At 55.8% G+C, this 22525-nt stretch carries 14 protein-coding genes; 6 read left to right on the top strand and 8 right to left on the bottom strand.

The window, feature by feature from the left end; genetic code table 11:
• Nucleotides 1-89 precede the first annotated feature (89 nt).
• Nucleotides 90-1310 carry an HD-GYP domain-containing protein gene (locus CJA_RS16175; RefSeq protein WP_012488932.1) on the top strand — a complete coding sequence of 407 codons (1221 nt, stop codon included), beginning with the start codon at nt 90-92 and terminating at the stop codon, nt 1308-1310.
• Here the strand turns inward: CJA_RS16175 and CJA_RS16180 are convergent.
• From CJA_RS16180 to CJA_RS16200, 5 genes are all read right to left on the bottom strand, one after another.
• Nucleotides 1304-1693: a response regulator gene (locus CJA_RS16180; RefSeq protein ID WP_012488933.1), complete on the bottom strand. Its 390-nt coding sequence runs from the start codon at nt 1691-1693 to the stop codon at nt 1304-1306. The genes CJA_RS16175 and CJA_RS16180 overlap by 7 nt on opposite strands.
• Nucleotides 1690-4092: a PAS domain-containing protein gene (locus CJA_RS16185; RefSeq protein ID WP_041551664.1), complete on the bottom strand. Its 2403-nt coding sequence runs from the start codon at nt 4090-4092 to the stop codon at nt 1690-1692. The genes CJA_RS16180 and CJA_RS16185 overlap by 4 nt, the downstream gene beginning before the upstream one ends.
• Nucleotides 4089-8054 carry an ATP-binding protein gene (locus tag CJA_RS18840; RefSeq protein ID WP_012488935.1) on the bottom strand — a complete coding sequence of 1322 codons (3966 nt, stop codon included), beginning with the start codon at nt 8052-8054 and terminating at the stop codon, nt 4089-4091. The genes CJA_RS16185 and CJA_RS18840 overlap by 4 nt, the downstream gene beginning before the upstream one ends.
• Before the next feature lie 142 nt (nt 8055-8196).
• Entirely contained in the window at nt 8197-8520 is a 324-nt protein-coding gene (locus CJA_RS16195) for an RnfH family protein (RefSeq protein WP_012488936.1), read from the bottom strand.
• A 26-nt stretch (nt 8521-8546) separates the two neighbouring features.
• On the bottom strand, nt 8547-8981 hold the full coding sequence (locus CJA_RS16200) for a type II toxin-antitoxin system RatA family toxin (RefSeq protein WP_012488937.1): 435 nt from the start codon (nt 8979-8981) through the stop codon (nt 8547-8549).
• A 177-nt stretch (nt 8982-9158) separates the two neighbouring features.
• Between CJA_RS16200 and smpB the strand changes: the two genes are divergently transcribed.
• Nucleotides 9159-9638, top strand: coding sequence for an SsrA-binding protein SmpB (gene smpB / locus CJA_RS16205; protein ID WP_012488938.1), 480 nt, complete (start codon nt 9159-9161; stop codon nt 9636-9638).
• Here the strand turns inward: smpB and CJA_RS16210 are convergent, their stop codons facing one another.
• Nucleotides 9639-10796, bottom strand: a complete 1158-nt coding sequence (locus CJA_RS16210) for a helix-turn-helix transcriptional regulator (RefSeq protein WP_049765485.1) — start codon at nt 10794-10796, stop codon at nt 9639-9641.
• Between the two features lie 171 nt (nt 10797-10967).
• Between CJA_RS16210 and CJA_RS16215 the strand changes: the two genes are divergently transcribed.
• The 4 genes from CJA_RS16215 (at nt 10968) to CJA_RS16235 (ending at nt 17322) form a co-directional block, all read left to right on the top strand.
• Nucleotides 10968-11723, top strand: coding sequence for an alpha/beta fold hydrolase (locus CJA_RS16215; protein WP_012488941.1), 756 nt, complete (start codon nt 10968-10970; stop codon nt 11721-11723).
• A 77-nt stretch (nt 11724-11800) separates the two neighbouring features.
• Nucleotides 11801-12916, top strand: a complete 1116-nt coding sequence (locus CJA_RS16220; RefSeq protein ID WP_012488942.1) for a helix-turn-helix transcriptional regulator — start codon at nt 11801-11803, stop codon at nt 12914-12916.
• A gap of 197 nt (nt 12917-13113) precedes the next feature.
• Nucleotides 13114-14997 carry a hypothetical protein gene (locus CJA_RS18845; protein ID WP_012488943.1) on the top strand — a complete coding sequence of 628 codons (1884 nt, stop codon included), beginning with the start codon at nt 13114-13116 and terminating at the stop codon, nt 14995-14997.
• A gap of 165 nt (nt 14998-15162) precedes the next feature.
• Complete coding sequence (locus tag CJA_RS16235) at nt 15163-17322, top strand: hypothetical protein (RefSeq protein ID WP_148208907.1); 2160 nt, start codon at nt 15163-15165, stop codon at nt 17320-17322.
• A gap of 71 nt (nt 17323-17393) precedes the next feature.
• Here CJA_RS16235 and CJA_RS16240 read toward each other — a convergent pair whose 3' ends face one another.
• Nucleotides 17394-18488 (bottom strand): glycoside hydrolase family 5 protein, encoded by a 1095-nt coding sequence (locus CJA_RS16240; protein ID WP_012488945.1) that lies wholly within the window; start codon nt 18486-18488, stop codon nt 17394-17396.
• A gap of 110 nt (nt 18489-18598) precedes the next feature.
• Nucleotides 18599-22525 (bottom strand): translocation/assembly module TamB domain-containing protein, encoded by a 3927-nt coding sequence (locus CJA_RS16245; RefSeq protein ID WP_041551667.1) that lies wholly within the window; start codon nt 22523-22525, stop codon nt 18599-18601.

Consider the following 22525-nt stretch of genomic DNA (forward strand, 5'->3'; position numbering starts at 1 on the left):
CATGTACCGCCCCATATCCCACGCTAACGCTGGCTATACTCAACAAAGATTTCCATCGATCGCCATGCCAGCCAGAGGGCGGCACCTATATGCTTAAGCGAATTGCCGTCAAAGACGTAAAACTGGGTATGTTTATCTGCGAGTTCTGCGGTTCCTGGATGGAGCATCCCTTTTGGAAAACCAAATTCCTGCTCGACGATCCTCGCGACCTGCACAACATCCAATCCAGTGGCATCAAGGAACTGTGGATTGATGTTGGCCTGGGACTCGATGTCGATACGCCCGGGCAGGGAAAGTCGCGCGAAGAGGTAGAACAGGAGGCGGAAAACCTGTTGCTGCAAGCGGGGAAATCTCAGCTGCCGGAGCGGGTCGCGTTCGATGAGGAAATAAAAATTGCGGCAAAACTCTGCGCTAAAACCAAAACGGCGGTCATGGAGATGTTTAACGATGCACGCATGGGCAAAGCCATCGAAGTAGAACAGGCCCAGGCCATGGTGGAGGAAATTTCCCAATCGGTGATGCGCCATCCCCACGCCCTCATTAGCCTGGCGCGCCTGAAAAATGCCGATGAATATACCTATATGCATTCAGTTGCCGTGTGTGCATTGATGATCGCCCTCGCGCGCCAGCTCAAGCTGGAGGAGCCACTGGTACAGGAAGCGGGGCTCGCCGGTTTGCTGCACGACCTGGGGAAAATGGGCATACCGGCAAAAATCCTTAACAAGCCAGGCAAGCTCACCCTGGGAGAGTTCACGATTATCAAATCCCATCCGCAAATCGGAGCCGATATCCTGCTCAATAATCCACTGGTGAGTCCGCTGGTGCTGGATGTCATCCTGCACCACCACGAAAAAGTGGATGGCACCGGCTACCCGCACCAGCTCAAGGGCGACAACATTACCCTGTTCGCCAAAATGGGCGCGGTATGCGACGTCTACGATGCCATTACCTCCAACCGCCCGTACAAAAAAGGCTGGGCACCGGCGGAATCCATTCGCAAGATGGCCGAGTGGAGCAAGGGGCATTTCGATGAGCGGGTATTCCAGGCCTTTGTAAAAACTGTGGGAATTTATCCTACCGGCTCACTGGTGCGCCTGGAGAGCGACCGACTCGGCGTGGTGGTAGAGCAGAACGAAAAGTCCCTGTTACAGCCCAAAGTAAAAATTTTCTTCTCAGCCAAAACGCGCAGCCCGATTGTCCAGGAGACCATCGACCTGTCCCGCCTGGCAGGCAAGGATAAAATTACCGGCCGCGAGTCCCCGGACGATTGGGGCTTTAAAAACCTCGATAACCTCTGGTTGGACTACTGACGCGCATGGGCCCAGATGTCGATCAGTTGCTGGCTCAGGGTCATCGGATCAAAGGGTTTGGCAATGACACCCGAGGCGCCCAGGTTCAAATATTCCCGCACCTCCTGCGGCTGTACCTTGGCTGTCATAAACACCACCGGCACCGGTTGCAGCGAGGGAAACTGACGCAGGGCACGCAGGGTTTCAGGGCCGTCCATACCCGGCATCATCACATCCAGCAAAATCAAATCCGGGCCAAATGCCTCGGCCTTTTCCAGGGCTTCACTGCCCGATGAACAGGGCTCGACAGTAAAACCGCTGATGGAGTCCAACACCATTAACGCAATGGCCTGGATATCCGGATCATCTTCCACATACAAAATCCGCTCAAGGGGTTTGCTCATGAACCTTCTCCAACAGTGGATTGCATCCTGCCGTCCGTTAGCAGCGGAAAGCAGGCATAAAAGGTGGCACCTTCACCGGGTATAGAATCAAATCCGATATTACCTCCCATACGTTCCACCAGTTCCTTGCTGATGGCCAGCCCCAAACCGGTTCCTCCACGCTGGCGCGAAGAGGACGCATCAGCCTGGGAAAACTTTTGGAAAATGCGCGTGCGGAATTCGTCGCTAATACCCGGCCCCTGGTCGGTAACCGCGAGGCACAGTTCGCGCCCTTGCACCCTCATCCGCAGGATCACCCTGGAGCCTTCCGGCGAGAATTTCACCGCATTGGATAAAAAATTCGTCAGCACTTGCTGCAAGCGCTGGGCATCGATATTCACACTGGCATCGCCTGCAACCGCGTCAAACACCAGGCTGACACCGTAATTTTCCGCATAGCCGCGCATCGACTCGATCGATTGTTCCACAATCGGTAAAACGGCTTGCGGTTGCATGTAAAAATCCAGTTTACCTGCCGCCAGTTTTTCCATATCCAGCAAATCGTTGATCAGGTGCGCCAGGCGCAGGGCATTTTTGTGGGCGATAACCAGCATGTCGCGCGCGCGCACCGGTACCTCTCCCAGCATACCGTTGAGGATCAACCCCAGGGAACCGGAAATCGAGGTGAGTGGTGTGCGCAACTCATGGCTCACGGCTGACACAAACTCATTTTTCATCTGCTCAATGCGCTTGCGCTCGGTAATGTCCTGGATAATCGACCATATTTGTTTTTCCCTATGGGAGTTTTCGATCAACACGCCATTGAGTAATACCGGAATTTGATGCCCATCTTTATGTAGATAATGCTTTTCATAAGGTCCGTAGCGCCCGGTGATATGCAAAGATTCCAGCTGTTCCATTTCAGCGGCGGCATATTCTGTTGGCGTTATGTCCCAATAACTCAGCCCAGGAAATTCCTCGGCGGTATAGCCCAGCATGCGATAAAACTCGGGATTTCCTTCCACAAACGCACCATCCGCCAGGCGATGCAATGCAATTGCCACAGGAGACAGCTGGTAGAGACTGGAAAGCTTTTGCTCATTCAGCTGGATCGCATTGCGCGCTTCTTCGGCCTGGGTAATATCCCAGATAAAGCCATCGAGGAATTGCAATTGGCCCTGCTCATCATAAATACCCGTACCCACTTCCTGCACATAGCGCCAGCTGCCGTCGCGATGCAACAGGCGATACACCACATCGAAAGGTTCCCGGCGATTGACAGCCATTTGCACCCGATAGTAATGGCGTGCGATATCTTCAGGATGGGTAATCTGTGTCAGGCTGATGGCACCATCGCCCATAAACGATTCAGGCAAGTATCCACTGAGCCGTTCAATGGCCGGGCTGATGTAATGCATAGTCCAAAGCGGATTATTTTCGCAGCGGTAAACCGCACCGGGAAAATTGCGGATCATGCTTTGCAAGCGCTCCTCACTGGCCTGCAAACGCTCCTGGTACACCTGTAATTCGGTAATGTCGGCATGGGTGCCAAACATCCATAGCGGTTCGCCCTGGTCCGTGCGACTCAACACCCGCCCACGGGTATAGACCCAAACCCAAGTGCCATCCTTGTGGCACATGCGGAATTTACTATCGTAAAAATCCATTTCCTCCGCGAAGTGTTGCTCCAGTGACTGGCGTGCCGCAGGCAAATCGTCAGGATGAATCATGTGCTCCCAGGCCTGGATCGACATGGGCGACAACTCCGCCAGGGTAAAACCGAGGATCGAAGCCCAGCGCTCGTTCAGGATTACCTCACCGGTCTGCACATTCCATTGCCAGGTGCCCATGTTGGCACCGCGAATCACCAGATCCAGGTTTTTGCGCTCGCGCTCTAACTGGATACTTTGCTGCTTTACACGCTGATTGGACTCGTGCAATTGCAATAATTGTACGACCTGGTTTGCCAGCAACATCAACGCTTGTCGCTGGTGTGGCGTCAGCTGGCGCGGCACATAATCGATAATACACAGTGTCCCCAGTGCAATACCGGGTGTTATTTCCAAAGGCATACCTGCATAAAAACGCAGACGCGGTTCTCCCAACACGAAAGGGTGATCGGCAAAACGCGGATCGAGATGGGCATCCCGAACTTCCATCAGGGTGTCCGGCTGCAAAATTGCATGGGCACAGAATGCGAGGTCGCGCTCGGTTTCTTCGCCCCCCAGCCCGATACAGGATTTAAACCATTGTCGCTGGGCATCAATCAGGCTGATTACCGCAATCGGTGCTTCGCACACCATCATGGCCAGCTGTGCAATATTGTCGAACTTTTGCTCCCGCGGCGTATCCAGGATGGCCAGGTGATGCAACAGCATCAACCGCTCGGTTTCATTGGCGGGCTGGGGTGCACCTATCATGGGAGATTCCCTCCATTGTCGCTGCGAGTATCCGGTGCTGAGGTCCCTGTCGAGCCCGCGGGGAATAACAGTTCCCTGGCTGCCTCCAGCAGCGCCTGATTGCTCGCGGTTTTTTGCAACCAGCGCAAAGGCCTGTCCCGCCCCGCGCCGGGCAATTGCGTTTTATCGGTCGATGCTGTCACCACCAGGATCGGTAACGCCGGTAATTGTTCGCGTATTTCACGCTCATCCAGCCAGCGGATAACATCGGCGCCGTCCATATCCGGCAGTTTCAAATCCAGGATCAGCAGGTGGTAAGGATGTGCGGCCAGGTACTCCAGCGCGATAGCTCCACGGGTGGTGGAGTCGCACCAGCAATCAGCCTGGCTGAGCAGTGAGGCCCATACCTGGCATACCGAGGTGTCATCCTCCAGGATAAGCACCCGCGGGTGGGATTCAGCCCCCTGATGCTCAAGGGACTGCGCACTATCTTCACAGGGTAATTCAAAATAAAAACTCGCGCCCTGCCCTTCGGCAGAGTCAAATCCTACTTTGCCCCCCATGCGCTCAATCAATTCCTTGCAGATTGCCAACCCCAATCCGGTGCCACCTTTTTGTCGGCTATCGGATGAGTCTGCCTGGGAGAATTTGTGGAAAATACGCGCGCGAAACGCCTCCGGAATGCCGCGTCCATGATCGGTGACCGTAACGCGCACAGAGCCCATGCGCCGACGGATATTGACCCAGACTTGCCCATTCGGCGGTGAAAACTTGGCGGCATTGGACAGGTAATTGGCTAACACCTGCTCCAGGCGCAAACTATCCACCGACACCATGGCATCATCGCTGTCAGGATCCAACACATAATGCACATGGAATTGCGCGGCGTAACTGGCGTTGGTTTCCAGGCTCTGACGCACAATGGGCAACAGCGACTGCATGTGGATTTCAAATTGCATTTTGCCCGCAACCAGCTTTTCCATATCGAGTAAATCGTTGACCAAATGGATCAAGCGCAGGGCATTATTGTGTGCAATCTGCAACATACGTGTTGCCGCCTCGGGTAGCGTACCTGCGCCACCGGCGGTCAGGATTCCCAGGGCGCCGCTGATCGCGGTCAGGGGCGTGCGCAGCTCATGGCTGACCGTGGAAATAAATTCCGCTTTCATCTTATCGACACGCTTGGATTCGGAAATGTCCTGCGCAATCCCCAGGTAACCAAAAATATTGCCCTCAAGGTCACGCAGGGCCGAGATCGCCAGTAATACCGGGATGCGACTGCCATCATAGCGAATATAGGTCCACTCGCTTTCGTCATCCCAACCGGCCCGCGCACGTGCAACCAGTACCTCAAAACCCGCCTGGATATCCTGCCCCAGCTCGCGTTTAAGCTGCTGCGCACGCGCGGCCATTTCATCGGGGTCATGAATAATTTCCGGTGTTCTTTTGTCGATCATTTCTACCGCGTTATAGCCCAACAAAACTTCGGCACCGCGGTTAAACGTTTTGATCATGCCATTGACATCGGTAGCAATAATAGAAACCGTTGCCGCATCAAAAATGGCCTGGTTCAGTGCATTGGTCTGGGCCAATTCCAACTCAGTTTGCTTGAGTGGCGTAATGTCGGAGACATAGCCATTCCATAACACACTGCCATCGGGCAAACGCTCAGGTACGGACTGCACATGGGTCCAGATTAATCCCCGCTCGGGGTGATTCACCCGCACCGTGGCAACCCAGGGCGTCAGGTGAAGGGCAGACCAGCTGATACTTTCCCGAATCCAGTCCAGGTCCTCTGGATACAATACGTCAAGCATGCACGCGGCATCTTCACCCACATCCTGGGGATGGACGCCGTAAACAGCGTAAATACCGGGGCTGGCATAGGGGAAAAAGGTGCTTCCATCGGGGCGGAGTTGATATTGGTACAGGAATCCGGGCACACGCTGGCTGAGCTTCTGGAAGCGATCGAGAATGGTTTTTTTCTCCCGCTCCTGGTGCCAGCGCTCCACCACGGAGCTGACCCAACGCCCCAGCAAACGCACAAAATCCTTGTCCAGGCGATCGTACTCATGCTGGCGACTTTTGCGCGAGCTGAAACACAAGGTACCGTAGAGCTGGCCCTGCACCCACAGCGGCGCCCCGATATAGGACTCATCAGCGGAGTGGCGATAGGCGGGATGATCGGCCAAAACACTGCCGGGGATATCGTCTTCTGCCACCACATCCCGGGCGCTGATGACCAAGCCTGCATAGGTTTGTCCAAGTGGTAATTCTTTATCTGCCGGTAACCATTCATCGCGCATGGAAAAACAGATACGCACCTGGTACCGCCCGGCATTTACCTCACTGACAACCCCCGTGCCCACCCCCAGATAGCGCACAGCCAGGGACAGGGCCTGCGTTAATAATTCATCGCTTTCTGTCGCTGGCAGCGAGGCAATTTCGTTCAGTGCATGCAAAGCTGCCTGTTGGCGAATCGCAATCAGCTCCATATTTTTCCGCTGGGTAATATCGCTATAGACGCCCAGCATTAAACTCGCGCTGCCGTTTGCACTCCACTCCACTACCTTGCCGCGCGACAGTATCCATTTGTAACTGCCATCCGCTACACGCAGGCGGTATTCACTTTCATACATGGGCGTCTCGCCCTTGATGTGACGCAACATTTCACTGTAACTGGCGCGTTTGTCCGCCGGGTGCACACGCCCGAGCCATTCATCCAACTCGAAAGAGCCGGTTTCATCAGGAGGCAGGCCGCACAGCCTGCGCCATTCAGGCGAAAAGCTGGCGCGCTCATGCACTATGTCCCACTCCCAAAAACCGGAGTCACTGGAGCGCAATGCCAACGCCAGGTGCTGGCGCGATTGCTCACTGGCGGCAATCTCTTTTTGCAACTCTGCGCTGTGCTCAGCCATGAGTTGCCGCATCCGCTGCCGGTTTAATTGAATAAAGGTAATCAATAAGAGTTCTGCTGCCAGCAATGCCAACAACCACTTGGCCAAAATACGCCGACCATCGGCGAGATAATCGCTATAGGGCTGGGAAATATCTGTCCAGACCGCGGCGGCAATAACAGGCCCCGAGCCCTGTTCCCCCTGTAACAGGGGCCACCAGGACAACAGGAACATGCGCCCATCGCTAGCGGACAGGACACGCAGGTTGTACTGGATAGGTATGAGGCTCTGGTTCCACCACTCTATTACCATGGGTCGGCTATAGCTCTCCAGCCGCCAGTCATTCAGGGTGATATGGCTAAGGCTGTTCAATTTGCGCTGGGTCTCTGCCCACAGTAGTGGTTCAGTTGCTGATTTGCGCAGGAAGATCGCCATATTGAGCGAGTCGTCGCGGTAAAAATCCGGCAGGCTATCGAGGGTGACTTCCAATACGGCAATAACACTGCCTTGATGCTCCGTATCGGCAAAAATCGGCACCAGCGCACTGTAACCACTGCCCTCTCGGCTGAGGTCCATGCCCCACACAGGCATTCCGGTAGCAAACACCTGCGTTAACTGCGGGCGCAGCCCCGCCAGGCTATCGCCATAACGCTGCGGGCGCTGCATACGCAAAAAGCCCACCGCAGCGGGATTGAAAAACACGTTGAGCTGGATAACGCCATGCCCGCGCACGTTTTCCCAATAAGACGCCAGGTACCGCTCCAACCGCTGGCGCTGTTGTGCGGTGCGCTCAGCGGTACCCTGGGATAAGTCTTGTAAATAAATACCATGGGCTTCACGCACACGGTCGATAAACACCTGATCGCGCAAGATTACCTGCGCCAGCAACATGGATTGATGGGTTAAATCGCGACTGAGATTGGCCAGTTGCTGGCCCTGGTCGCGCTGCTGCCAATCCTGCCAGTCGTGCCAGTCATGCTGGTGCGAGCGCCAATCCATCATCAGTAGCCACAGGAAGCCCAATGCCAGGACAAGCGCTGCCAACCAGGACAGCCAGGAATACCAGCGTTTGACATTGACCGACATGCAGATTCTCGCAGGCAAGGGAAACCGGACAGGCAAAGACAAGAAACCCCGTCCACTGGGGCCGGGGCTTCTTGTCGTCGATTATCGCTAAATCCAGTGTAGTGCAAAAAACGGCAGCACGCCGGGACGGCGGATAGCGGGGTTAACCCTCGGCGGACTCCGACTTTTCCGCGCGTTTGCGGCGGGCATCCTTGGGGTCGGAGGTGAGCGGGCGATAGATTTCTACCCGATCGCCTTCGTGCAGGATGTATTTATCAGCAGGGTCCAACCCCTTGGTGCCCAGGGATTGGCCGAAAATCCCCATTTTGGCCGTTGCGACATCCAGGCCGGGAAAATGCTCGGTAATTTTCGAGCGGAGAACCGCATCCATGGCAGTAGTGCCAGGCTCCACCAACAAGGCAATAATTTTTTGCTTGTGCGGCAGGGCGTAAGCCACCTCCACGGTAATCAAATCAAAATCAGCCATTACGCATTACCTGTGTATCCAAAAACTCAACCATATACGTGCTTTGCACGCGCACAAAGTGCATCTACCTGCTGGTTGCCGATGGATTCAAATACCTTGCCCAAGGCCATACCCAACAGGCGATTTTGCAACTCGAATTCCAGCTCGAAACTCACCTTGCAGGCCAGCTCCCCCAACGGCGTAAAACGCCACACACCGCGCAGGTATTTAAACGGGCCGTCAACCAGGTTCATCACCATCGCATGTGGCGGCTGCAACTGGTTGCGGGTGACAAAACTCTGCTGGACACCGGCCTTATGCAGGGTGAGGCGCGCCTCGACCCAATCGTCACCGCGGGTGAGGATGGTCGCACCACTGCAGCCATCCATAAATTGCGGATAGGCTTCAATATCGTTCACCAGATCGTACATTTGCTGCGCCGAGAAATTGACCAGCGCAGATCTTTCAACTCGATGGGCCAATACAGACTCCACACAGGGCTTACGCCATACCAAAACAGGGTAGCGATTGTACCTGTCTGGCTCCCTGGCCGAAACCTCGACAACCGGAAGGGCTGGCCACAGGGTAGGGTTTTGCCGATATAATGCGGCCCCTTTATCCCTATCGATTCCCCACGGCTACGCAGGTTTGTTTGATCCATGGCCAAGAAAAACCAGAAAAGCGGCAGCAATACCATCGCCCTGAACAAAAAAGCCAAGTTCGATTACGAGCTGCACGAGCGCTTCGAAGCGGGGCTTGCCCTTACCGGTTGGGAAGTAAAAAGCCTGCGCGCCGGCAAAGGCAATATCACCGACTGCTATGTGATCTTCAAAAACAACGAAGCCTGGTTGCAGGCCTGTCAAATCCAGCCGCTGCTCAGTGCCTCTACCCATTTTGTCACCGACCCGTTCCGCAATCGCAAGCTGCTGCTCAACCGGCGCGAGATAAATCGCCTGCAGGAAGCAGTGGAACAGAAGGGCTATACCGTGGTGCCTATCGCACTCTACTGGAAGGCCCACATGGTGAAATGCGAAATTGCTATCGCCAAGGGCAAACAGCTGCACGACAAACGCCAGACCGAAAAAGAGCGCGATTGGGAGCGGGAAAAGCAGCGCCTGTTCCAGCGCGACCAGCGCTGATTAACGCCAGCGCACCGCGGGCGACTGCAAGACCAATGCAGCCAGCTGGTTCTGGCGATTGCAGCGCATCTTGGTAAATACGGCTTTCAATTGCGCCCGCACCGTGTGGGCAGAGCGACCATCGCGCAGGGCAATCATCTGCGGGTCCAGGCCCAAGGCTATATCCCCGGCAACCCGCGCCTCACTTTCCGTCAGTGCAAACAGCTGCATCAGGCAGTTGTGGTCTACCGCCATCACCTGTTCCGGATCGTAGATATGCACCGCCACATAGGCGGTTCCCGCCCATAAGGCCGCGTCGTTAAAGGCCGGATAAATAGGGCTAAGGAAACAGCTAAAGCTAACGCGCCTGTCACGGCGGATATGCACCAGTTGCTCGCGCGCAACCAGCGATTGGCCGGCGCACAATACCCTGTCAAAGGCAGCCTGGAAACGCTGTTGTACCGCCGGCTCGCGGAATTTGAGTTGGCCCTTGTGGCAGCCCATATCCGGCTGCCGCAACAGCGGCTCACAACGCGGCGAGACATAGACCAGTTTTCCCTGTTGGTCGAGCAGCAGGAATGGCATAGGCCGGGCTTCACTGGCCATCACACTGGCATTGGCACGCCCCTGCATATCGGCATGGATCTGTTCAAGGCGCAGCGCTTGGCGCACATGGGGCAGAAACTGGTTGACCTGCTCTACCTCGGCCCGGGTGTAGTGCCCCTGCCCCCGGGTGCGCTGCACCAGCAATTGCACCTTGCTGGCGCCCTGGCTAAACACCGTACCGCAAATGCCGTGGTGGATATCCTGGTCGCGCGCCCAGTCATTAAAAAACTCGGTGCGGTAGAACTCCGGTTGGCGGCAACGGAAATCCAGGTAGGACGAATACAACTGGCCTTTGGGCTTTTCTGCCAGTTCCAGGCGCCAGGGACAGGTATTCACGTAGTAATCGACATAGCGCTGGTGTTCGCTGTCATCGATATTCAATTTGATACTGGAAATCACGCGGTCGGCACGCGCATTGGTCAGCAACATGCGCGCCGAGCGCGAGCCTGTGGCCTCGACCATCCGGGCCAAAAAACCGGCCCAATCCACCCCCTGCCCCGGCTCGCTATAAAGGCTATCCAGCAGCGCGACCTGGTGTTTGGCAAAGCCGGGAAATACACGGGAATCTTGCATAGACAATTAACCGGAAAACAGACCGCACTGCTGATCTAACCAGAAGGCAGGAAACCCCATTACCCCCATGCCCACTATGGCGTCCAAATATCGATTGGGATCATAATTGAGCCCCCGGAATCCCACAACTCGGGGTCCCTATAAATACCGTTACACAGGAATGATTGCCCCATGTCGTCTAGCCCCCATCCCACTGCTGACCTGATTGTCTTGATTCACGGCTGGAGCTGTCGCGCCAGCGATTGGGACGCAACCCTCTCCGCCCTCGCATCCTCCGCTGCACTGCCTAAATGCCTGGCCATCGAACTGCCCGGACACGGCCAACACGAACATCTGCCCTGGTCCGATTGGTCCATTGCCGGCCTGGCCCGGTTTGTTGTCGACCAATTGCCAGAAAGCGCCACTATCCAGCTGGTTGGCCATTCCATGGGCGGCTGCGTTGCCCTGGAGGCGGCCGCGCAATTGGGCGAGCGCGCCCGCCAGGTGATCCTGGTCGATACCTTCAGCCTGCCCTATGGCGATATGGACACCGCCACAATCGACAGTATTGAAACCCCGTTCCGCGAGGATTTTGTCGCGGCCATGGCGTACCTGGTGGACAACACCACCCCCAGCACCCTGGACAGCCACACCCGCGACTGGATTAAAACCCGCATGTCCGGTGCCGCACCGGAGAAAATGCTCCCCATTTGGCACAACCTGCTGCGCTGGTCGCCCGACAGTGCCTTCAGCCGGATCCAATGCCCTATCCACGCCATCAACGGCGAGCACATCGCCCCCGCTGCCCAGGATCGCTGCGCCCCGTTTGTGAAGGCCCGGGTCCTGGCCGGCTGCCACCACTTCCTGCAATTTGAGCAGCCCGAACGCTTCCGGCAGGCATTACTGGCGTTGCTCAATGAGGGGCAAACACCCCCAGGCTGGCAGTAGCGCATCCCCGATAGGGGCCTAACGCTGACATGCACATTCATTTCACCCCGACCTTAGTCACTGCATAGACGTTATCAATGAATGCCCTATTAGATGTTATTGGCGATATTTACGAGGCGTCTTTCGTCCCCCAGCACTGGAATAAGGTTGCCAGCGAACTGTGCCGATTGTTTAACGCACATTCCAGCGGCATTTTTATGGAGGATTATGAATACGAGCACCGCGATATTATCGGTTCTTGCGGTTTTCCACGGACCGTCACCCTGGCCTATCGCCTCGGCCTTTCAAAATACGACTACACCTTCCAGCTACAGGCCGCCAGCGCACCCGGTCAGGCACAACAGCTTGTCGATGCGCGGGAATTTAAAACAACCCATCCGTTTTACTATCGCCTGCTGTTAAAACCCAATGATGTCGGCTTTTTAAGTACGATGGGAATTTACAGAAATGAAGAATGGCATGTCGGGATAGCCCTGCATCGCTCCTTTAATGCCGAGCCGTTTTCTGCTGAAGAGTTACAAACACTGCAATTGCTTTATCCGCACTTTAAACGGGCACTGCGAATTTATAAGGAGTTTTACAAACTGCGCAGCCAGCAGCAATCCCTGCAAGCCGCCCTTGGGCATATCACCCTCGGTTTAATTATCCTTAACCCGAATGGCAGCGTGGACTATTGCAACCCTATCGCCGAGACCCTGCTCACACACCACCAGGGGCTGAAAATCACCGCCAGGAACACATTGCAGGCCCACGTTTACGCGGAGAATAAACAACTGCACAGCCTGATTGACCAGTTAACCCTCGCCAGCAAGCAAAAACAGGTTCACCACAACCAGGCGATTGCCCTGCATCACCCGGACCAGGAGCATGTCATCCATATTATGCTGACCATACTGGATGACTCGCACAACCAAAACCCGCAGGGAAAGATTGCACTGTATATATCCGTTCCCAATTCGTCCTTTAACCTGTCTGCGGAAACCCTGCATAAGTTGTATGGCATAACACCAGCAGAATCCAACGTTGCCATTGCCCTGGCTAATGGCCTGTCACCATCACAAATCAGCGAATCCAATGGCGTTTCCATTGAAACGGTGCGCAGCCAATTAAAAAGTATTTACATCAAGATGGGCGTTAAAAAACAACAGGATGTTATTCGTATCCTGTTATCCGGCATTTTGAATATCAAATAAACCGCCACAAAAACAGCCGCATCATTGTGGCTGATTTCCCAGCACCCGTTCATCCCCAATATGGGTGATGGCAAGCCTATCCAATAACCCTAACCTAGCTCATTCAATATCAATGGCACTGGAATCCTGTTTTTTGGGCGGATATCCCTCTAAACGGTGTCATCTGAGCTTTCGTTAACCCAACATAAGGTGTGTCTATGGCTATAAATAAATATCTTCAGCAGGGGCTGCTGTCCTCCATCATCCTCAGCCTTGTGGCCTGTGGCGGTAGCGGCAGTAGTGGTAGCAATAAATCCTCCACGCCCACCAGTACACCGGCGTCGGTTGCTGCGTCCAGCATTGCCGAGTCGTCATCCAGCGAGACTGAAACCAGTTCATCAGCAGACACGTCTTCATCCGAACCCGCCAGCTCTACCCCATCATCTGATGATGCCTCAAGCTCAGTTGGCACTAGCAGTTCCAGTAGTTCCAGTAGTTCCAGTAGTTCCAGTAGTTCCAGTAGTGTCACTCCCACCCCGACACTCACCGGTGTATTTGTGGATAGCGTGGTTGCGGGTATCGACTATCGCACAGCAACCAAAACAGGCACTACCACTGCACTGGGCGAATATGAATATCTGGAGGGCGAAACGGTTGTCTTTTTTATCGGTGATCTGGAATTGCCCGCAGTTCCGGCCAAAGGTGTTGTAACACCGGCCGATATAGCAGCAGCGCACTCTAGCGACAGCACCATCGCAGCAATCACCAAAACCAATATCCTGCAATTGCTACAGACGCTGGATAAAGACGGCGACCCAACCAACGGCATTCAAATTACCGATACCGCCAGTAGCCTCTTTGCTGGCGCCAATGTGCCCGATATTACTACCGTCGAATTTGATACTGCCGTCGCCAGCCTTCTGCCCCAAGGCACCACACTGGTCAGTGAGGCCGATGCCCTTGCGCACTTCGAGAGCACATTGCAAGCACAACTGCTCGGCAGTTGGATGTATAGCGAAGGCGAAGGCAAGCGTAATGTACTGACCTTCATTGATGGCAATACCTATCTCATCATCCATGAACATGATGATGAGGAATCACAGCGTGCTGGCTCGGTCGAATACGGCTCCTACGCGTGGGATCTGGCCACGGGTGAACTTCGCGTTCAACTCATCGGCCAATCAGATGAGAATGGCGGCCTCTATAGTGAAAACAGTGAAACCGCAGGTGTAGTCACCCACACAATAGCAGTCGATGGCACCAGGCTGACACTCGGCACCCCCAGTGATGGCCAAGCGGTATTCACACGCGTAAGGGATAACACCAACCCCTTTATTGGTGGCTGGGGCATGATCAATATAGATGGCGACCTGCATATCCTGACCTTTTTATCTGCAACGGAATATGCGATTGCGCACACCAATAACGAGAGCAACTACATTAATGAGCCGGCTCAACCGCTCTCTGGCGAATTCGGAAGTTATACCCTCACCAATAACCAGTTCCTGGTCACCGGCATCACCGTAGATACTGATGGTGAGGGTGGTTTGTACAATCGCGAAAATGAAAATGACCAACAGAATGAAACGATGGAAATCACCCCTTGGGGAGACCTCTTGTTTGGCGATGATAATGAAGGTAGTTTCTCCTTCGCTCGTTTGGGCAGTTTTGCCGCCAACCTGCAGGATTACGATAGCGATCATCCCCTCGGCACCATTTCAATCACCCGTTACCCAGGTGGATTTAGCGAGAGCTATATTGCGGGCAACAGTTTTTCTACTGAAGTCCCTCTGGCAGATGGCAGCAGCACGATTTTCACCTTCGTGTTTGGCGATGATTTCAACGATGACGATATAGCGAGCGGAACTCTCGTCGCAACAGGAGAAGATGAGGAAGAGCCAACGATTGATATCAATTGGACAATTAACTCAACCGGTACAGTAATAGTGACGTTCACTAACGACAATGAGTCATTCACCATGGCCATTGCCAAGTTGGTGGGTAACAACAGTGATACAGAATCCAAAATCCTGTTATCACTGGAGTCTGAAGAGGAAAGCTCGCTCTGGGAGTCTTCATTCAAAATGATCCCACCACTGTAATGTAATCCTCTCCTAAAATACGTTAATGGTTTTTGTTTAAGCCAGCGCCCATAAAGCGCTGGCTTTTTCATGCACGTCTTTCCGGGTTTTTATCCCCTATTTGGGCGATGGCAAGCCCGGGTGTTTTTTTTAGACTGGCGGCTGATCAATTACGTTGAGGCTTTTATGTATCAGCATATCCAGAAAGTATTGTTGTCCCTGTGCCTGACCCTCAGCCTGGCAGCGTTAAGCGCCTGCGGTGGTGGGGGCGGCGGCGGGGACAGTAAGCCAGTTACACCGGTCAGTAGTATTGCGCCCGGCTCAGAAGCCGCCAGCTCGGTGACACTGTCTTCCGTTGGGGATAATCCATCATCGGCTGGGATCAGCAGCATTGCGCCCAGTTCAGGGGCCGCCAGTTCGATCACACCGTCCTCTGCCGGGGCAAATCCGTCATCGGCCAGTTCCATGTCGAGTTCGTCAGTCTCGTCCCTGTCTGTTTCATCGCCTGTTTCATCCGCTGCCTCTTCCCCCGGTGTTTCCGGCACCTGGACTATCGATGCCATCGAAGATGGCACTGAATGTGGGGAGGAGGAAACCTATAGTTACACCACCACTTATGTTGTGGTGCAAACCGGCAGCGCCCTGAGTGTGATGGAGGGTGAAGAGACTTACCAGGGCACCCTGGATGGCAGCACCCTGAACTGGTCCGGCATCATCCAGGAAGATGGCGGCATCACTAATTTGAACGTGACAGCGACGATCAATGGCGATGCAATCACCGGTTCCAGCAGTTGGACTTACGTTTTAGCGGGCAGCGACGGTGAAGATGACTTCACCTGTAGCGGCACCACCCAGTTCAGCGGTACGCGCACCCAGCCGGTGGCGGGCAGTGCATCTTCGGCCAGTAGTGTGCAGACCAGTGTAGCCCCTGTGTTATCCAGTGCGGCGTCCCTGTCATCCTCGGTGTCCAGCGAAGCCAGTACCAGCAGCCTTGCCCCGGTTGCTACCAGTTCGGCAAGCGCCAGCAGTATTGCCTCATCGGTTGCCTCATCGATTACCACCAGTGCAGCGAATTCGAGTGTGTCGGTTTCATCCCCGGCGTCCAGTGCCGGCCTGGTGGAAGTCGGTAAGCGTTCAACCTTTACATTCCCCATTACCCTGGGCACTAACAGTGGTATTCCCACACAAACCCTGACCTCGTTCCTGGATATCAGCCAACAGGTGCACCTCGCCTGGGTTGGAGCCAGCGAGGATGCAGGGCAAAGGCTGCACTACGGCAAGGTGGATGCGTCCGGGACCCTGGACTCAACACCTGCAACCCACCCTCACTTTGACCTGATCTGGTCGGTGAATATGGCGGTCAGTGAAGCCGGCAGCCCGCATATGGTATTCCAGGGACGCCGCGATACCAGCATCAGCTCATCCAACAGCGGCAATCTGGGCATTTATTATGTCGGCCCGGATTTCAGCGCCACCAAGGTGTCCAGTAATCCGGAAACTGAAACCCTGAAAACGGCCGGCCTGTACGATGCCTATGTGAATGGCCGCCCCGACATCTTCCTGGATGCCGGTGACAACCCGCATATCATTTACGATGTGGCCTCCAACTCGGCAACGTCTTATAAACGATATGCCGCGCTTGCATCGGCATCCTCCGGCTGGCAACCGGCACAGCTATTTAACGCCGGCGAACTGCTGAAAAAAACCGTATCGCCAGACCACGAATACCAGGTCACCCACTATGCCAGCACCAGCGGGCCGTTTATCCGCATGGACATCAGTGATTACCATATCCATGCCTTTACGGATAACAGCTACAGCTCCTTAACAGGCTATGGCGGCTACACCAATGTGACCGATGTGCAAGCCGTCAGCGACGGTGAAGGCAATACCTACGCGATCTGGTTGAGGGACAAAACAGAAACCGATACCGAAGAGGGCGATTACGCCTTCTACATGGCAAGGCTAAGTGCCGAGGGTACATTTGACGAGTTATTGCGCCTGCCGGTAGTGACGGAAAGTATCACAGGCAATTTTGCCCCGGTGACGATAGACCCGCTGACAGGCCATGTATACCTCATGTATTTTGAGGGCTTTTTGGGCAGCCTGAGCAAAACCCATTTAATGGTATACGCCCCTGAACACGGGGCGGTGCAGCACTTTGTCCTGCCCACCGGCTTAGGTGTGCCCTACGGCAAGGGCTCGCTCTGGGCCTACGACAACACACTCAGCTATGTAGCCTATTCAAACTCCACCAAGCTGGTTTATGTCACCCTGTGGGAAAACATCGACCTCCAATGGGATTTGCCCGATTCCCAGGCGACGGCAATTACGCCGCTACACTAGGGTTCCAGGCAATGCGTCAGCAAGTACAAACCCGCCAGTTGGCGGGTTTGGTGTTTTGGAATGGAGGGAAACTACTTGTTTTCCTTCAACATCACCTTGCGGAAATGCTCGCCCTGCATGGTGGGTTCGTAATCCCAGCTTTTGATCATTTGCGGTGACCAGTCCGGATCAAATACCCAGGCCACCCAACTAATACCTTTTTTGGCAAAGTAATCGGTGATACGCGGGCCATAGCTGCCATCGTCGATGACCGGGATATGCGCCCCTTTGTCACTCGCCAGTTGGTAGCCGATTTCGGTGGCGAACACCGGGTACTTGTCGGCCATAAAACCAAAGTCGCGCTCCCAGTTAGCCTGGTAGGGTGCACCCACTTTTTGGGGATAGGGATGGCTGACATAGGCCACGTTGTTACGCTCGATAGGATTGGCCGCTGCTTCGCGCAGATCGTAGGCCCAGTTAAAACCGGCAACGAGTGAAATCGCGTTGGGGTTGTGGGCCTGGATAATCGTAATCGCCTCTTCGTTGATCGCTTTCCACTCCGCCCAACTCACAATCCCCAAACGGCCACTGAATACGGTGGGCTCATTGAAAATCTCATAAAAGGCAACCGAGTTGATACCGTTGTAGCGCTCCGATACCCGGCGCCAGAAGTCAAAGGTCTCCCCCTTAGAGGTGTGATACATGCTGTTCTGGAACATTTCGGATTTGAGGTTACCCATGGAGTGCCAATCGATGATGGTGTACATACCCAACTCGTTGTTCCAGGTAATCGCCTGGTCGAGCAGTTCCAGGTAGCCTTTCACGCCACGCTCCCGCCAGGCGCTGGGATGCACCGGAATCCGCACCACATTGGTTCCCCAGGAGCGGATCACGTCAAAGTGTTTTTTATTGAAATGCTGGTCTTTGGCCAATTTGTTCGGGTCCGAGATGCTGACACCGCGAAATATCTGGACGTTGCCCTGCTCATCGACAAAGCGATTGCCATCGACACGGATCAGCGGCAACTGGCGCGAGAGCTGGCGCTTGTCAAACGCGGGGACGTCGCCGGCGTTCCACCAGCCACTGGTATTTTGCCAGGCGTTATCCGCCAGTGCCGAACTGGCCATCAGGGGTGCCAGGACGAGTGCGGCGATGCGCACGAGTCGCTGTATGGTTCCCATCATCATTCTGAGTATCTCCTGTGAGTTATTGTAGGGGAGGCACTATGTAACCGATAACAGCCGCTGAATCCACGGGGTTTGCGCTAATTTACCCGGTCGGGTATTGGAGCTGGCACCTAGCGTTCAATTTTGTAGATGATATCGACACTCTGGGTCTCGCCCGATTCCGCTTCCAGGCGCAGGCGCTCGCTGAGGCGATACTCCACACCCAGGCTGGTCAGCTGATCAAAAAGGCCAACCATATAACGTACCATCAGGCGCGGCGTCACCTGCTTGCCGATCAGCAATTCACTCTGGTCGATACCCTTATCGGAGTTGATGGCCAGTTCATCGACCCGGAAGAAATTGGCAATCCCCTGGGTGATACCCGCCGAGTCATCCCCCAGGCCGCTGAGGGCACCGAGCAGCAAGCTGGCATCCGCACCCGAGCTGTCACGCAATGGCTTGCCGGTAAGGAGCATCATCATGGCTTCACTTTCCGAGCGCGAGGGAGAGGAGTAGACCTTGGCACTGGGGCGCTGCAGGGTGCCGCCGATTTCCAGTCCCACCTCAATGTCCTCGTCATCCTCAATCACCCGCGAGGCGCGGATATCCAGGCCGGGGTTATCGTAGGGCCCCTGGAAGATCAGGCGACCACGGTCAATGGTAAGGTTCTGGCCATAGGCCTTATAGGTTCCCTTGCGCACAGCGACAAAGCCATCGGTCATCAACTGCCGATGGGCATCCTTAAACAAGCGCATATCACCGCCCAACTGGCTATCCAGGCCAAAGCCCTTAAAGCGCACATCATCGCCCAGGGTCAGGCGGATATTGGTGTAAAAAGCCATAGCGTCTGCGTGTGTCTGGGGCAGGCGATCATCAACCACCACAACGTCGCTGGAGACCTTGGTTGTACTGGGCGGCAAGGTCTTGATGTTGGCGCGCGCCCAGGGGATAGCCGCCGTCCCGGAGACACGCACGGCCTCGGCATTGGCTTCCAATTGCACATCCGGGGTGAGGTTGGCGCGCAGCTGCGGCAGGTTGATAACCCGGAAATCGCTACCGCGCAGGCTGGCACGCGCCTGCCAGTCCGCCGAACCCAACTGGCTCAACTGACCTTCCAGACTGACTGCGCCCTGCTCAGAATGCATCTGGCCCACCAGGCTCATCCGCTCGCTGCGATCAGCGGTGAGGTGCAACTGTATCTGTTGCAGGTCCAGCCCCAACCTGGGGATATTGGCGGTCCCGTCGCGCAGGCTAACATCGCCCGATACCTGCGGACTGGCGAGCGGCCCGGCAGCAGTAATATCAACCCGGAAGTCGCCGGTGGCGTTATTGATTGGCGTCATCAGGGTTTCCAGCGGCGCCAGGTTATGGAAAGCGGCTTTCACGCGGGCACTGTTGATTTGACTGGTAAGCAGGTTGATCCGGGTTTCTGCATCCAGGCTGCCATAGCCATCCCACTGCATACGCATATCACCAGCCAGTTGCCCCTTATCGAGGCTGGCCCGGAAATAGACTTCGCGCCAGGGATAGATTTCCGTTTCACCGCCGGGAAACTGGTAGCGCAATTCAGCATTGCGGGTGCTGACTCCCATACTGGCCTTTAATTGGTCCAGTGCCAGGCTGGGCCCACTGACTTGCAGGCTGCCATCCATCACCCCGGCAAAGTAAACCTCGGGCTTAAACAGGGCATAGAACTGACGCAGGGGCACGGCATCCAGCAGTGCCTTAAGCGCCAAGCCGGCATCCGGCTTCCATTCGCCATGAATACACAAACGCGGTGGCGGCAACTTTTCCACAGGGCTGGCTTGCAGTGCCATGGCTGATATCCAATCGCTGCTATCAACCGGCGACTGGTTGGGGTTATACGATTCACCCAGGTATTGCGCCGCCGTTGGATCGCGCTCGACAGCGCTCGTCAGGTTGGTGCGGGTGGTAAAGCATTGGGCTCCGACCGATACCCGCTCCCCCCCCAGATGTATGGGCTTGCTACTAACCAGCCACCAGCGCGGCACCTGCTTGATTTTCATGGAGGTTTCCTCCAGTCGGCCAACCCAGTTTTGCCCGTCGTAGCGACCATTCAGGCCTATATCCAGGCTGCCATAGGTCGCGCTTTTTACGCTGGCCTTGAGGTTGTGCTGCTCAGCAGAGCCCTCACCTGCCAGGCTCAGGCTGCTCAGGTACTCATCGCCGATATAGATTTTGCTCCCGGCGAGGCTGAGGTTATAGCGCGCGCGGCGCAAGGCAGCTTCGTCCAGGGCCTGGTTGCGACTCTCTGCCAGCAGGCTCGCCAGCGGCCTTGCCTGGGAGGATGGCACCGACGCCTCCTCCAACAAACCAGCAGCGGTTGACCCGGCGGCCACTGTCGGCTGCATGCTCAACTTAAGCTGCTCTACCTGGTAATCCCCCCAGCGAACCTGGCTGGCGTCCAGGGCCATACTGAGTTGCGGCAACCCCAGGCTGCCTTGTAACTGCCCCTGGCTCTGCACACTGCCCGACAGGCGGGTATCCAGTTGGTTGAGCAGGGGCGCGCGCAGATCCCACTGGAGATAGACCTGGTCACTCAGGCCGCCTTTCAACTCCACCAGATTGGCCCCCAACACCAGCTTTAAGCCATTGCTGCGCCAGCGGCGGGGATTGGCATCGACTTGCCCGCCCGCTTCCAGGTTGAGGTCGCGCAGGCTGCCATTGGCCTGGAGTTGATCTATCGTCAATTGCCAGTCCTTGCTGCCGTAATCCAGGTATCCATGGCTGGCAAACGCCAGCTTGAGGTTACTGGGCCAGTCCTCCACCAGGGTAGCGATATTGAGGTAACGGGCATCGGTATCCAGTTTCCACTCCAGGCGCGGCAGCCAGGCCAATTCACCGGACAGGGAGAGATATTGGGCATTGACGGGGACGGTATTGGGATCCGCTGCGCCAGCGCTGGCGCTAACCTGGGCAGACGGGGTGGCGCTACCCTGTGTGCCCTCGCTGGTTGGGGAAGAAGCTTGCTTTGCCAACGCCGTTGAACTGGAACCCGCCTGGTTTAGCAGTAACTGCTCGCGCAGATGCAGGTGTTCGATACGCACCTGGCGGGTATCGCCCTGGAGCTTGAGATCCAGGTCAACACCCGGCAATTCCGGCAGTTGCATATTGCCCTTGAGGTTTGCGCTATAGCCCAGCCAGTTGCCCTCTGCTTCCAGGCGCGCGCTGGTCACTGGTGGCTGGCGCTCAGGTATCCACCAGGGAGCAGGCAGGGTCTGTTGTGCCCAGTCGGCTTGCAGCTGGATTTGCGGTTCCAGCACCAGCTGGCGCTGCCCATCCACCAGGGCCAGGCGCGCACTGGCATTCAGTACGACCGGTTGCCGGCTGGTCGCATCCAGTTGCAACCGGTTCAGGTCGCCGCGCAACTGTCCGCGCCCCAGGTAGGGAAACGCCGCACCACTGGCCGGGTCTGCATCGCGTGCACCTACCCGCCACTCCAGTTCTGCCTGGGTGTCGTAGGGGAAAGTCAGGTCAGTCATCCCGCTCAGGCGCACGCCATACCCCCGGTGCTCCAGGGCCAGGTCGCGGTAGCGCAAATGGAATGTGCCCAGGCTGAGGGAACCGCTGAGCGACTCCCATTCCAGGGCCGTATCGCCCTGGCGGAACTGGATCTGGCGCACATCCAGGCCGCCGAGCTGGATGCGCAGGCCAATTCCCAGATAAGGCCAATGGCTAAACGGCGGCTTGGGTTCGGGATCGGGTTGCGCGGGAGGTAGCTGGATGAGCACCCGCTGGGCGCGCAACGATTGCACCGCCAGGGCGCCGTAGAGTAAATCCACGGGGCGCCAGCGAAAACTGGCCTGCTCGATACGGATGTACAACTCGCCCTGGCGATACCCCAGATAGCGGATATCCAGCCCGGTGCGCAGGTTGCCCTGCACATCACCCAGTTCCAGCGGTACCAGGCGCGCCACCCATTGCAGCACCCAGCGGCTGCCCGTCTGGGTTTCCACCAGGGCACTCAGGCTGGCGAGCAGGATCAATACCGTTGCCAGCAGGCCTAATAGCCAATTGCGCAATCGCCTCAGGAACAT

The organism is Cellvibrio japonicus Ueda107 (assembly GCF_000019225.1).
Lineage (GTDB): Bacteria > Pseudomonadota > Gammaproteobacteria > Pseudomonadales > Cellvibrionaceae > Cellvibrio > Cellvibrio japonicus.